The organism is Photobacterium sp. GB-50, assembly GCF_003026755.1.
GTDB lineage: Bacteria > Pseudomonadota > Gammaproteobacteria > Enterobacterales > Vibrionaceae > Photobacterium.
On sequence record NZ_PYNX01000005.1, the window covers coordinates 1 to 13,978 of the forward strand.

9 protein-coding genes and 10 tRNA genes are annotated in these 13,978 nt (G+C 42.8%); 1 reads left to right on the forward strand and 18 read right to left on the reverse strand.

Annotation, left to right across the window (positions count from 1 at the left end):
• Window positions 1–24: 24 nt before the first annotated feature.
• The 16 genes from C9J41_RS08690 to pncC all read right to left on the reverse strand — a co-directional run bounded on the left by C9J41_RS08690 (window position 25) and on the right by pncC (window position 9,082).
• Window positions 25–101, reverse strand: a tRNA-Arg gene (locus C9J41_RS08690).
• 51 nt (window positions 102–152) lie between these two features.
• Window positions 153–229 (reverse strand) — tRNA-Arg (locus C9J41_RS08695).
• A gap of 51 nt (window positions 230–280) precedes the next feature.
• A tRNA-Arg gene (locus C9J41_RS08700) sits at window positions 281–357 on the reverse strand.
• Window positions 358–408: 51 nt separating this feature from the next.
• A tRNA-Arg gene (locus C9J41_RS08705) sits at window positions 409–485 on the reverse strand.
• Between the two features lie 51 nt (window positions 486–536).
• A tRNA-Arg gene (locus tag C9J41_RS08710) sits at window positions 537–613 on the reverse strand.
• Window positions 614–718: 105 nt separating this feature from the next.
• Window positions 719–810: transfer RNA gene (locus tag C9J41_RS08715), tRNA-Ser, on the reverse strand.
• A 48-nt stretch (window positions 811–858) separates the two neighbouring features.
• Window positions 859–935, reverse strand: a tRNA-Arg gene (locus C9J41_RS08720).
• Between the two features lie 62 nt (window positions 936–997).
• Window positions 998–1,089, reverse strand: a tRNA-Ser gene (locus tag C9J41_RS08725).
• Between the two features lie 48 nt (window positions 1,090–1,137).
• Window positions 1,138–1,214, reverse strand: a tRNA-Arg gene (locus C9J41_RS08730).
• Window positions 1,215–1,267: 53 nt separating this feature from the next.
• Window positions 1,268–1,359: transfer RNA gene (locus C9J41_RS08735), tRNA-Ser, on the reverse strand.
• A gap of 242 nt (window positions 1,360–1,601) precedes the next feature.
• Complete coding sequence (gene csrA / locus C9J41_RS08740) at window positions 1,602–1,799, reverse strand: carbon storage regulator CsrA (protein WP_005371488.1); 198 nt, start codon at window positions 1,797–1,799, stop codon at window positions 1,602–1,604.
• A gap of 86 nt (window positions 1,800–1,885) precedes the next feature.
• Window positions 1,886–3,070, reverse strand: a complete 1,185-nt coding sequence (locus C9J41_RS08745; RefSeq protein WP_107206644.1) for an aspartate kinase — start codon at window positions 3,068–3,070, stop codon at window positions 1,886–1,888.
• A gap of 16 nt (window positions 3,071–3,086) precedes the next feature.
• On the reverse strand, window positions 3,087–5,711 hold the full coding sequence (alaS, locus tag C9J41_RS08750) for an alanine--tRNA ligase (RefSeq protein ID WP_107294470.1): 2,625 nt from the start codon (window positions 5,709–5,711) through the stop codon (window positions 3,087–3,089).
• A gap of 289 nt (window positions 5,712–6,000) precedes the next feature.
• A complete protein-coding gene (gene kch / locus C9J41_RS08755; RefSeq protein ID WP_107206642.1) occupies window positions 6,001–7,230 on the reverse strand; it encodes a voltage-gated potassium channel protein in 1,230 nt (409 codons plus the stop codon).
• A gap of 185 nt (window positions 7,231–7,415) precedes the next feature.
• The gene (gene recA / locus C9J41_RS08760; RefSeq protein WP_107246402.1) at window positions 7,416–8,465 is read right to left on the reverse strand and encodes a recombinase RecA; all 1,050 of its coding nucleotides are present in this window, start codon (window positions 8,463–8,465) and stop codon (window positions 7,416–7,418) included.
• 125 nt (window positions 8,466–8,590) lie between these two features.
• Window positions 8,591–9,082, reverse strand: coding sequence for a nicotinamide-nucleotide amidase (pncC, locus tag C9J41_RS08765; RefSeq protein WP_107206640.1), 492 nt, complete (start codon window positions 9,080–9,082; stop codon window positions 8,591–8,593).
• Window positions 9,083–9,320: 238 nt separating this feature from the next.
• Between pncC and mutS the strand changes: the two genes are divergently transcribed.
• Window positions 9,321–11,900, forward strand: coding sequence for a DNA mismatch repair protein MutS (mutS, locus tag C9J41_RS08770; protein ID WP_107206639.1), 2,580 nt, complete (start codon window positions 9,321–9,323; stop codon window positions 11,898–11,900).
• 117 nt (window positions 11,901–12,017) lie between these two features.
• On the opposite strand, the gene rpoS is transcribed toward mutS, so the two are convergent.
• Window positions 12,018–13,031, reverse strand: a complete 1,014-nt coding sequence (gene rpoS, locus C9J41_RS08775) for an RNA polymerase sigma factor RpoS (RefSeq protein ID WP_107206638.1) — start codon at window positions 13,029–13,031, stop codon at window positions 12,018–12,020.
• A gap of 83 nt (window positions 13,032–13,114) precedes the next feature.
• A complete protein-coding gene (locus tag C9J41_RS08780) occupies window positions 13,115–13,978 on the reverse strand; it encodes a peptidoglycan DD-metalloendopeptidase family protein (RefSeq protein ID WP_107206637.1) in 864 nt (287 codons plus the stop codon).

The following is a 13,978-nucleotide window of genomic DNA, read 5'->3' on the forward strand; positions in this document are numbered from 1 at the left end:
TTGAGGCTTATCACTTTTAAGTAATGGTGCGCGCGGGAGGATTCGAACCTCCGACCGCCTGGTTCGTAGCCAGGTACTCTATCCAGCTGAGCTACGCGCGCACTAAATCGGTGTAACAGCAACAAGCATTGAGGCTTATCACTTTTAAGTAATGGTGCGCGCGGGAGGATTCGAACCTCCGACCGCCTGGTTCGTAGCCAGGTACTCTATCCAGCTGAGCTACGCGCGCACTAAATCGGTGTAACAGCAACAAGCGTTAAGGCTTATCACTTTTAAGTAATGGTGCGCGCGGGAGGATTCGAACCTCCGACCGCCTGGTTCGTAGCCAGGTACTCTATCCAGCTGAGCTACGCGCGCACTAAATCGGTGTAATAGCAACAAGTGTTAAGGCTTATCACTTTTAAATAATGGTGCGCGCGGGAGGATTCGAACCTCCGACCGCCTGGTTCGTAGCCAGGTACTCTATCCAGCTGAGCTACGCGCGCACTAAATCGGTGTAACAGCAACAAGCATTGAGGCTTATCACGTTTAAATAATGGTGCGCGCGGGAGGATTCGAACCTCCGACCGCCTGGTTCGTAGCCAGGTACTCTATCCAGCTGAGCTACGCGCGCACTGTTCTTTCTTACTTAGAGAAAGATATTCCTTTGAGCTATAAAAGGAAATAGTGCAGTCGACAAACCTTACCTTGCGATAATCGTTGACGAATGCAAAATAAATGGCGGTGAAGGAGGGATTCGAACCCTCGATACGGGATAAACCGTATACTCCCTTAGCAGGGGAGCGCCTTCAGCCTCTCGGCCACCTCACCACACAAATCGGTGTGAATAACAAGTTTACCACTCATCATCCTAAATAATGGTGCGCGCGGGAGGATTCGAACCTCCGACCGCCTGGTTCGTAGCCAGGTACTCTATCCAGCTGAGCTACGCGCGCACTGGGTGCTTCTCGCTAAAGAAACACCATATTGATATCAACAAGGTTGCCATCAATAATAATGGCGGTGAAGGAGGGATTCGAACCCTCGATACGGGATAAACCGTATACTCCCTTAGCAGGGGAGCGCCTTCAGCCTCTCGGCCACCTCACCACACAAATCGGTGCGAATAACAAGTTTACCACTCATCACTCTAAATAATGGTGCGCGCGGGAGGATTCGAACCTCCGACCGCCTGGTTCGTAGCCAGGTACTCTATCCAGCTGAGCTACGCGCGCACTAAATGCCTTAATGGCTAACTTATCTTATCAAGATAAAACAAGTTGAAAGATGGCGGTGAAGGAGGGATTCGAACCCTCGATACGGGATAAACCGTATACTCCCTTAGCAGGGGAGCGCCTTCAGCCTCTCGGCCACCTCACCGTCTTTCGGGGGCTCATATTACTGTCAGCCAAAAATAAGTCAATCACTTTATTGATAAAAAATGACAATCACGAACCGCATGCGTACTTAATAATCAATGAGGTAATTTATACAACGTAAGCGTTGAATTATTCACTTACTTTTAACTTAATGGGGCCTGTAATTACTCGCGATTAAATAAATATTTAAACGCATTCATTTATAACAAAAAAGGCCTAGTTTTATACCAGACCTTCTTCACATTAATAGTTACCAGAACCCTGAGAGTCTGTTTCTTTTTCCGCTTGAATTCGCATGTAAATTTCTTCGCGGTGAACAGATACTTCTTTAGGTGCATTAACACCAATACGTACTTGGTTACCTTTAACACCTAAAACAGTTACGGTCACTTCATCACCGATCATTAGGGTTTCACCTACGCGACGTGTCAAAATTAACATTTATGTGCTCCTTGAGTCATCTCAATCTTATAAGAATTTAACGTTTACTATCCAATATTATTTACGACTTCGTAAATAGCCACTGCTCAAGAAACAGCGAGATATGATTGATTATCCAGACTTTGGCCGTCAACCACAAACCTTTTATGGATTAAATCTACAGCAGCGACATGATCATCATCATTAATTAACAAAGATAAACATTGTTTGTCACTCTGGTAAGTATGCACTTTAATGTTAGCCTCCTTTAACACCTTTTGAACTGAATCCAAATAGTGTTCCGTGTTATCTCCTACTAAGGAAAGAATGGAGACCATACCAATATGGCGCATTTTACTATCAAAAACTAGCTTCAAGCGTGCAATATCATCATTTACAACAACTATTTGTGATTTATTCTCATCACTTGCATGAGCAATAATCCACGCAGTTCCACCAAATAATGCTAAATGTTTGCTGATCTCAGTTTCTGGAAGCGCTATTTCAAGCAACGCATGTTGATTTTGTAACGCGATACCAATAATAGTTGATGAAACCATACTATCAAAATTTACTAGCGTCCCTTCACTATCATCAAAAGAAGAAAGTACACGAAGTGGAACGCGATGCTGGCAAGCATACTCAACAGATTGTAGCTGTAGTACTTTCGCACCCAAACGAGCCATTGACGTCATGTAGTCAAAATGAATGACATCGAGTCGTATTGCTGTAGGAACAATTCTTGGATCGGTAGAATAAACGCCATCAACATCAGTAAAGATCTGACATTCGTCTGCATCTAACGCACTTGCAATCGCTACTGCGGTGGTATCAGAACCACCGCGCCCCAATGTCGTAATATTGCCATCAATATCACGACCTTGAAAGCCAGCGACAATAACAATGTTATCGTCGCCAAGTAATGCGGTTATTCGCTGCGTTTCAACTTCACGAATAGTGGCATTATTAAATGCATTATCTGTTCGAATAACAACTTGATCAGCGATCAACGATACCGCACTGTAGCCACGTTTATTCAATGCCATGGCTAACAAGGCAATTGACACCTGCTCTCCCGCTGCAAGCAATACATCTAGCTCACGCGGTGTTGGTATTTCGTCTATTTGCTTAGCTAAACCTAATAAACGATTGGTCTCCCCTGCCATCGCAGAAAGAACAACGACAACTTGATGGCCTGACTGGCGTGCTTTTATCACACGCTCAGCCACCGCTTCAATTCGCTCTATTGAGCCAACCGATGTTCCACCAAATTTCTGCACTAATAGTGCCACATTACCTCTCCAGTAATTACAGTTTATCAGCTAGCCATGGTGCAACGGTTTCTAGTGCTGCAGGTAATGCTGCAGCATCTGTACCACCAGCTTGCGCCATATCAGGACGACCACCGCCCTTGCCGCCAACTTGTTGAGCAACTAAGTTAACGAGTTCACCCGCTTTAACTTTGCCAATAAGATCTTTTGTTACACCTGCAATTAAGCCTACTTTGTCGTCGCTTACATTACCAAGTAGAACAACACCACTGCCTAGCTGATTTTTAAGTTCATCAACCATGCCACGAAGTGCTTTATTATCTGCGCCATTAAGTTTTGCGATTAAAACTTTAACGCCATTAATCTCTTGTGTTTGATTGATAAGTGTTGCGCCTTCTTGTGCCGCTAACTTATCTTTTAATTGTTGGATCTCTTTTTCAAGTTGCTTGCTGTGCGAAACTAATGCTTCCACTTTGCTTACAATTGATGCTGAATCAGATTTCACTAGACGAGCAGTCTTAGCTAGCATTACATCTTCGTTATGCATCGCTTCAATTGCCGCAGCGCCTGTTACCGCTTCGATACGACGAATACCAGCCGCGATACCGCTTTCAGATAGGATCTTAAATAGACCAATGTCACCAGTGCGAGTTGCGTGAATACCACCACAAAGCTCAGTTGAAAACTCACCCATGCTTAGTACGCGTACTTCATCATCGTATTTCTCGCCAAATAGTGCCATTGCACCTTTCGCTTTCGCCGCTTCGATGTCCATAATATTGGTTTCAATCGCATGGTTAGCACGGATTTGGTCGTTAACCATGGTTTCTACAGCGCGTAGTTGTTCTGGTTTAACGGCTTCTAGATTAGAGAAATCGAAACGTAGACCATCAGCTTTGACTAATGAACCTTTCTGAGCTACGTGCTCACCTAAAATGTTACGCAGTGCTGCGTGCATTAGGTGTGTTGCTGAGTGGTTTAGGCTGATTGCTGCACGGCGCGTTGAATCTACAGACGCTGTTAGTTTTTGACCAACAGTTAGTGTACCTTCAGCAACTTGACCTTTATGACCAATTGCTGCACCAAACTTTTGCGTATCAGCAACGTTGAACAGTACACCTTCAGCAGTAAGAATACCGCTATCACCACACTGACCACCTGACTCTGCATAGAATGGTGTATTCGTAAGTACGACTAGCGCCTCTTCAGCTGCATTTACGCTATCAACAGCAACACCATCACGGTATAGGGCAACAATTTCACCTTCACCGTCTGTTGCGCTGTAGCCACAGAATTCTGTTTCAGCATCAACTTTGATTGCATCGTTGTAATCAACACCAAAGTTACCCGCATCACGAGCACGTTGACGTTGTTCTTCCATTGCCGCTTCAAAACCGTCTTCATCAATAGTGAAGCCACGCTCACGAGCAACATCGTTGGTTAAATCAGCAGGGAAACCGTACGTATCGTATAGTTTAAATACTGTTTCACCATCAAGCACTTTACCGTCTAAGTTATCTAGTGCTTCGTTAAGAATTGTCAAACCTCGGTCAAGAGTACGACCAAAGTTGTCTTCTTCAATCTTAAGAACTTTTTCTACTAGTTCTTGCTGTGCTTTTAGCTCTTCACCAGCGGTACCCATGATCTCAGCAAGTGGACCTACAAGCTTGTAGAAGAATGCACCTTGTGCGCCTAGCTTGTTACCGTGACGCACTGCGCGACGGATAATACGACGAAGTACGTAACCACGACCTTCGTTTGACGGCATAACACCATCAGAGATCAAGTAAGCACATGAACGGATGTGGTCAGCCACAACGCGTAGTGATTGGTTAGACAGATCGTCAAAGCCGATCACTTTCGCCGCTTCTTTGATTAGCGTTTGGAAAATGTCGATTTCGTAGTTTGAGTGTACGCCTTGCATAATTGCAGCAATACGCTCAATACCCATACCGGTATCAACAGAAGGCTTAGGTAGCGGTTCCATTGTACCGTCAGCTTGACGGTTGAACTGCATAAATACGTTGTTCCAGATCTCGATGAAACGGTCACCATCTTCTTCTGGTGTACCTGGACGTCCACCCCAAATGTGATCACCGTGATCGTAGAAAATTTCTGTACATGGACCACAAGGACCTGTATCCCCCATCTGCCAGAAGTTGTCAGACTCAAAAGGTTTGCCACCTTTCTTATCGCCGATACGCACGATACGATCAGCTGGAATACCTATTTCTTTGTTCCAGATTTCAAATGCTTCGTCATCGGTTTCATAAACAGTCACAACCAAACGATCAGCTGGCAGTTTAAGAACAGAGGTTAAAAATTCCCAAGCGTATGCAATTGCATCATGCTTGAAGTAATCGCCAAAGCTGAAGTTACCTAACATTTCGAAGAATGTATGATGACGCGCTGTAAAACCTACATTTTCAAGGTCGTTATGCTTACCACCTGCGCGTACACAGCGCTGAGCCGTTGTCGCTCGCGTGTAGCTGCGCTTTTCTAAACCTAAGAAAACATCTTTAAATTGGTTCATACCCGCGTTTGTGAACAACAATGTTGGGTCGTTCGCAGGTACAAGAGAGGAGCTTTCCACTATTTGGTGGCCTTTGCTCTCGAAAAACGCAAGATACGCACGGCGGATCTCATCAGTGCTCATGTACATTGGCAAATCCTGAATTAATGCTTTATTGAAAGACAGAAAATCATACTTATGTGATCTTCCTCCTCGCCTTTTTGGGTATGAAAAACATACTTTAGTTAAAAGGTCGAGCTGAGTAATCGAACTAAGATAAATTTTTTGGGGGCTATTGTAAAACAACGGCAGCAATAACTGAAAATGTTATATGGGAAAATGCATTAAATAATCCGATTATTTAATGCATTTGGTAGGTGATAGCTCAGGATTGAATGAGACGTTCGCGTAATTTATGAGATAAACACTTTTCGGCTACCTATTTCGAGATCTCTTTTGCTGATAAGCCTTGAACAGAGTTAAGAAGTGAAGAAACGATCGAATCACTATCAATACTTTCACCATTTAACACCCGCGCTAAAATATCACTAGCAAATTGCTGCGGTGAAATCACAATATCAGGATTCACACTTTTCACTTTATTAATATTTTTACTGTCATTTACCAATGCAACCGTACGTGCACTGCTTTCTAATTCAATCGCTGACAGCACAATAAAAGCATTATCAGCATCGTCATCACTTAATGCGAGCACCGCTTTTGCATTCATGACACCGGCTTGAGTTAAGATCTCACCGTCGCTGTAATCCCCCACTACAACATCTAAATCTTCAAGTAAATCCTTCGCTGCTTGTTGAGTCCGAGGAGATACGATCACGGTGATTGGTTGTTTACGAGAAGACAGTTGCTTTATTGTATTGATTGCAAGGCTAGATAAGCCACAAATAATAAAATGATTAGTTCTATTCATTTTTTTAGTATTACCTTTAACAAGTCGCTCAAAACCACTATGAACAACAGGACCTAATACTGATGTCGCCGATGTAGCAAAGACCGTGATACCAGACACTATGACTGAGATAGTAAATAATCGTGCAGGCTCCGAAACGGGAACAATATCACCATACCCCACTGTCGACATAGTTTCTATCGCGTAATAAAACGCGGTCAATAATGAGGTAATTTTAGGGTCAAAACCATCTCCAAAATACAGCGCACCATAGGTTGACGTGAGCATTAACGTGATCACGCTGATCAACGCAAAAATACTACCCGCAGCAACACTGCTTCTTGAAAAATGGCGACGAACTAGAAATAAAATTAATAAAGAAATTAAGCCATAGTGAATATTATAGGTCTGATCAGGGTGGATATGCGCGGTATAAAGCGTATCGATGATCATTAAAGTGAAACTGATCATCCACGATATTCGAGCTCTAAAAAAGAGTCCAATAGAGCTTAAAGCTATAAATACACCCAGCATGAAATAAGGCGCGTTAGTTAAAAAACTATGGTTAATTTGCTCATAATCTTTCACATTAAAGATCGCGATCAAATCAATCGGTAAACCATAAATAGTATGGAAAATTAAACCGCTATTAACCAATACAAATAATGCGACAAAAATATGCCTAATACTATAGAGCCATAACGCGAAACGCTTAAAAATGCGTCCTGTCCAATGTAATAACGAAAAACCGTCTTTCACTTTCTATATACCTATTAAGCGATATCAATGAGTTACCGTTATAGCTTAGTAAAAAATAACGTTCATTTATATTAAAACAAAATACAACACTAAGGAGGATCTAATTTTCATTCTATAACTAAAATACACCAGATATAAAAAAACCCAATCCTAAGATTGGGTTTCTTGATACGAATTAACGTAATTTAGAATGCTTCGTCTTCTTCAATATCACTATTTTTCTCGTCAACTTGATCACCCTCAGTCACAGGTGTTAGTAGCAAGTCACGTAATTTTTTCTCAATTTCTGCAGCAATTGCAGGGTTTTCGACCAAGTACTTACAAGAGTTTGCCTTACCTTGACCAATTTTATCACCTTGGTAACTATACCAAGCACCCGCTTTTTCTACTAACTTATGCTTAACACCCAAATCAATGAGCTCGCCGTTACGGTTGAAACCTTGACCATAAAGAATTTGAGTTTCAGCTTGCTTAAACGGTGCTGCAATTTTGTTTTTAACTACTTTAATACGTGTTTCGTTACCAACAACTTCGTCTCCTTCTTTGATTGCGCCAGTACGACGGATATCAAGACGAACAGAAGCATAGAACTTCAGTGCATTACCACCAGTAGTCGTTTCAGGGTTACCGAACATCACACCAATCTTCATACGGATTTGGTTGATGAAGATACACATACAGTTTGACTGCTTAAGGTTGCCCGTTAACTTACGCATCGCTTGTGAAAGCATACGTGCTTGGAGACCCATGTGTGAGTCGCCCATTTCACCTTCGATTTCAGCTTTAGGTGTTAGAGCAGCCACTGAGTCAACAACGATTAAATCAACCGCGCCAGAGCGAGCTAATGCATCACAAATTTCAAGCGCTTGCTCACCTGTATCTGGCTGAGAAACTAATAGCTGATCGATATCAACACCTAGCTTCTGCGCATAGATAGGATCAAGTGCGTGTTCAGCATCGATGAAAGCACAGGTTTTTCCTTTACGCTGAGCTGCTGCAATCGTTTCAAGGGTTAAAGTTGTTTTACCAGATGATTCTGGACCGTAAATTTCTACAATACGTCCCATCGGTAAACCACCAGCACCGAGTGCAATATCTAACGATAATGAACCAGTTGAAATGGTTTCGATATCCATAGTACGGTTATCGCCCAACTTCATGATTGAACCTTTACCGAACTGCTTCTCAATCTGGCCTAACGCTGCGGCAAGAGCCTTTTGTTTGTTGTCGTCCATTCGACTCTCCAACGGATGCTAAAATGAAATGAGTGAAGTATTTCTATGCCGCCTAGTATACTGTCTATTCATACAGTGTCTATAGATGATCATAATTTTTTTGTTAAATGTGCATTAGCCTTGTGCTACTCCACCACACTTGATGCTCGTTCAAGCATGACAGACAATGCCTTAGCAATCGCTTGTAATCGTATATTTTTTCGATCGCCTTCAAAGTGGCAACACGTTGTTTGTCGCCAACCCGTTACATCAGCCCAACAAAACCAGACAGTACCGACAGGTTTTTCTTCACTGCCACCATCAGGGCCAGCAATGCCACTGATCGCCACACTGATATCTGCCCGTGAAGCCGCTAATGCGCCACAAGCCATTTCAAATACCACAGCTTCACTTACCGCACCAAATTCTGCTAACGTCGCGCTAGAAACACTTAACATTTCTTGCTTTGCTTCGTTGCTATAGGTAACAAACGAGCGATTAAACCAAGCAGAGCTGCCCGCAATTTCAGTGATCGCATAAGCAACACCACCTCCAGTACAAGATTCCGCTGTCGTTGCAACCCAATTTTTATTTTTTAATGCCTGACCTAAATCTGTCGCAAGTTGTTCTATATTCATTTTTATTTGCTCCTTGCTAGCGCTATCAACGTGAAATGCTCTCGATATTTCGTTTCATAATACGAATTACAATTTCTTTTCTCGACTTTACCCCTATCTAAGGCTAATGCAAATATCTAAAAAAACGTATTTCGCTACTTTGCCCTATAGCCAGATTCACGTATCCTTAGCGATCAAATATTCATGGGTCATGCTGTTATGTCGGCATGACCACGTTCAAGCAAGAGTAGGCAATATCGTGACGATAAAAGGCTTAGAAAAACATACACCTATGATGCAGCAGTTCTTAAGAATCAAAGCTGAGAACCCTGATATATTATTGTTCTATCGCATGGGTGATTTCTATGAAATGTTTTTTGATGATGCGAAACGTGCCTCTCAACTGCTTGATATTTCGCTAACCAAACGTGGCTCAACCAATGGCGAGCCTATTCCGATGGCCGGTGTGCCTTACCATGCGGTTGAAGGTTATTTAGCTAAATTGGTTCAGCAAGGTGTATCTGTTGCGATTTGTGAGCAAATTGGTGATCCGGCTACCAGTAAAGGCCCTGTTGAACGTAAAGTCGTACGTATCGTCACGCCAGGTACGGTCAGTGATGAGGCGTTACTCAACGAGCGACGTGATAACTTAATTGCCGCTATCTATACTGCAAATAATAAATTTGGCTACGCAACATTAGATATCACCTCTGGTCGCTTCATGCTCACAGAGCCAAACAGCGAAGAAGAAATGCAGGCTGAATTACAACGTACTAGTCCTGCTGAACTACTTTATCCTGAAGATTTTACCTACCTACATTTAGTAGAACCGTTTAAAGGCAAACGTCGTCGCCCTATTTGGGAGTTTGAATTAGATACCGCGCGCCAGCAACTCACTCTGCAATTTGGTACCCGTGATTTAATCGGCTTTGGGGTTGAGAATGCGGAGTTAGGGCTATGTGCGGCTGGCTGTTTAATGCAATATGTCAAAGACACCCAACGTACGGCATTACCACATATTCGTGCGATCACTTTAGATACTAAAGATCATGCGGTTATCTTAGATGCTGCGACACGTCGTAATTTAGAGTTAACGCAAAACCTTGCCGGTGGCTACGATAACACACTAGCTGCCGTCCTCGATCAAACCTCAACGCCGATGGGGAGTCGTTTATTAAAACGCTGGCTTCACCAACCTATTCGCGATCAAAAACAATTAAATGGTCGCCTAGATGCCATTGAAGCATTTAAAAATAGCGGCATGTTTGTCGATGTATCGGGCGTCTTGCGTCACATGGGTGACTTAGAACGTATTCTTGCGCGTCTTGCATTACGTTCAGCACGTCCACGCGATTTAGCACGCATGCGAACAGCAATGCAGTATCTACCAGAACTTGCTGAATTATTAGCGGAAATACCCCAAACACGCATTAACGACTTAGCCACTCACGCAGCGCCGATGGACGAGCTATGTGAATTACTTGAGCATGCCATTATTGAAAATCCACCGGTTATCATTCGTGATGGTGGCGTTCTTGCACCGGGTTATAACGCAGAACTTGATGAGTGGCGTGATTTAGCAGATGGCGCAACTAAATTCTTAGAAGAATTAGAAGCCAGTGAACGCGAACGTCACGACATCGACAGCCTAAAAGTGGGCTTCAACCAAGTACACGGTTTCTTTATTCAAGTAAGCCGTGGTCAAAGTCACTTAGTACCAAGTCATTATGTTCGTCGCCAAACACTGAAAAACGCAGAGCGTTACATCATCCCTGAGCTTAAAGAGCATGAAGATAAAGTCTTAAATTCTAAATCAAAAGCACTCGCTCTTGAGAAGAAGTTATGGGAAGAGCTGTTTGATAAGCTATTGCCTCACCTTGAACAACTGCAAAATGCAGCAAGTGCATTATCAGAGCTTGATGTATTAACCAACCTTGCTGAACGTGCTGATAGCCTTAATTACTGTCGCCCTGAGTTAATGACAGAAACAGGTATCGAAATCACAGCAGGTCGTCACCCTGTCGTTGAGCATGTGCTAAGTGAACCGTTCATTGCCAACCCTATTTCGCTTCATCAAGACCGTCGTATGTTAATCATCACGGGTCCTAATATGGGGGGAAAATCAACCTATATGCGCCAAACCGCATTAATTGCGTTAATGGCACATGTTGGCTCTTTTGTCCCAGCTGAAGCGGTAAAAATTGGTCCATTAGATCGCATCTTTACCCGTATTGGTGCCTCTGATGACTTAGCATCTGGTCGCTCAACTTTCATGGTTGAAATGACAGAGACGGCTAATATTCTTCACAATGCGACCAAGCAAAGTTTAGTCTTAATGGATGAAATTGGTCGTGGTACCAGTACTTATGACGGCTTATCGCTGGCATGGGCAAGTGCAGAATGGCTCGCGGATAAAATCTCAGCCATGACACTTTTTGCGACTCATTACTTTGAATTGACTGAGCTGCCATCACTATTAACAGGGTTAGCTAACGTCCACCTTGATGCCGTTGAGCATGGTGATGAAATCGCCTTTATGCATGCTGTACAAGAAGGTGCCGCAAGCAAGTCTTATGGTTTAGCGGTAGCGAGCTTAGCTGGGGTGCCTAAGACGGTGATTAAACGCGCTAAGATCAAACTACAGCAATTGGAGGCATCAGGTCACCAACAAGCTCTGCAACCTAGCGAGATCACAACGGGCGCACCTAAAGAAGAGCATCAATTAAGTTTGATCCCAGAGCCGAGTGAAGTAGAAGAAGCTTTAGCAAACGTTAATCCTGATGAGTTAACACCACGTCAAGCACTTGATGAGCTCTATCGTTTAAAAGCGCTGCTTTAATTAAACATCATTAAAATCAGATACAAAAAAGGACGCTGAAGCGTCCTTTTTTATTACTTTAAATTCATTATTGACTCTTAAAAAGTGATTTAAATAATTGTTAAAGCCATATTGAATCTAAACTTCTTGATTAAATAGTGATTCGATATTTAACCCTTGATGAGTCAACATATCACGCAAACGTCGTAAGCCTTCAACTTGAATTTGACGTACTCGTTCACGGGTTAAACCAATTTCTCGTCCCACATCTTCTAATGTTGATGCCTCATAACCTAATAGGCCAAATCGACGCGCTAACACTTCACGTTGTTTAGGGTTGAGTTCTTGTAACCAGTGAACAATAGAGTTTTTTATATCATCGTCTTGGGTTGATGATTCAGGACTGCCACCTTTCTCATCAGGAATAATATCAAGCAGTGCTTTTTCAGAATCCCCACCGATCGGATTATCGACCGAGCTCACACGCTCATTTAAGCGCAGCATACGGTTCACATCATCAACCGGTTTTTCCAGTTGTTGAGCGATATCTTCTGCTGTTGGCTCATGATCCAGCTTTTGTGCTAATTCACGTGCTGTACGTAAATAGACATTGAGCTCTTTAACGACATGGATTGGCAGCCGAATAGTACGGGTTTGATTCATGATAGCCCGTTCAATCGTTTGACGGATCCACCATGTGGCATAGGTAGAAAAACGGAATCCACGCTCGGGATCAAACTTCTCAACCGCGCGGATCAGGCCTAAATTACCTTCTTCGACTAAGTCGAGTAACGCAAGTCCTCGGTTACTATAACGGCGTGATATTTTAACCACTAAACGAAGATTACTTTCAATCATACGTTTACGGGCGACTTCATCGCCTCTTAATGCGCGTCGTGCATACAATACTTCTTCTTCTGCGGTAAGTAAGGGCGAATAGCCAATTTCACCGAGATAGAGTTGAGTTGCATCCAGTGCTTTTTGAGTGGACTCATATTTGGCAAGTTCAGCATCATCTGTATCATCGGTTACAGGTGATGCTGCGGTAGTTTCAGAACTATCATCAGCAGACGTAGGTGCTGGTACATCAATATCCAGTTCTTCGTCTAAAGTGAATGAATCAAGGTTTGTGGCTGTGCTGCTTCTACTCATAGCGCCTCCCAGATGGCGAGTTAGCAAGACATTACAACTTCATCATGTCATCTCTTATTACTGCATCATTGATCTTTCACTTTTTACTTCGGTAAATAACGCATCGGATCGACGGATTTACCCTTATAGCGAATTTCAAAGTGTAGCCTTACACTGCTAGCCCCAGTGCTTCCCATGGAAGCTATCTTTTGCCCAGCTTTTACTTGTTGTTGTTCTTTTACGAAAATTTTGTCGTTGTGTGCATAAGCACTTAAGTAGTCTTCACCATGCTTAATAATGACTAAATTACCGTAACCCGGTAGCGCATCACCAGCATATACAACAAGACCTGCGGCAGTCGCCTTAATAGCTTCTCCTCGCGTACCTGCAATATCAATACCTCTATTGCCGTTATCTGAATTAGAAAAACCAGCAATAATTTTACCTTTTACAGGCCAAGCCCATTTAGATGTTGCTGAACTTGTACTTGGCTTAGTTGTTACAGGTTTGTTAACTTTTGAGTTTTCAGAGTACTCTTTTGGTTTTGGCTGTGCAACCGTTTTATTGGTTGTTTTTTGCTCTGGTTGTTTAACAACTGGCTTTTTCGGTGTTGTTGGAGTGGTATTTACAACAGGAGGCTTGACCACAACAGGAGGCGTTGAAGAACTATATGATGAACTATTACTTCCACTAGAGAGCACTAAACGCTGGCCTGGATAGATAATATAAGGCTCTGATAGATTATTGATTTTCACAATATCTTTTACATTTTGCCCCGTAACATAGGAAATAAAATATAACGTATCTCCTTTCTTTACCGTGTATGAATTTCCTTTAAAACTACCACGCTCTAATTGTGAGTAATCTTTGCTGAGATTGGCAACCGGTGCTGGTGTATGACTACTACAAGCTGATAGCAGGATCATACTCGTCACCGCTAACAAGGAAGGTTGAATTATTTTTTTCAT

Coding starts and splice junctions, on each gene's coding strand:
- csrA (WP_005371488.1), bottom strand. CDS start 1,799: ATGTTAATTTTGACACGTCGCGTAGGTGAAACCCTAATGATCGGTGAT.
- alaS (WP_107294470.1), bottom strand. CDS start 5,711: ATGTACATGAGCACTGATGAGATCCGCCGTGCGTATCTTGCGTTTTTC.
- recA (WP_107246402.1), bottom strand. CDS start 8,465: ATGGACGACAACAAACAAAAGGCTCTTGCCGCAGCGTTAGGCCAGATT.
- pncC (WP_107206640.1), bottom strand. CDS start 9,082: ATGAATATAGAACAACTTGCGACAGATTTAGGTCAGGCATTAAAAAAT.
- rpoS (WP_107206638.1), bottom strand. CDS start 13,031: ATGAGTAGAAGCAGCACAGCCACAAACCTTGATTCATTCACTTTAGAC.
- C9J41_RS08780 (WP_107206637.1), bottom strand. CDS start 13,978: ATGAAAAAAATAATTCAACCTTCCTTGTTAGCGGTGACGAGTATGATC.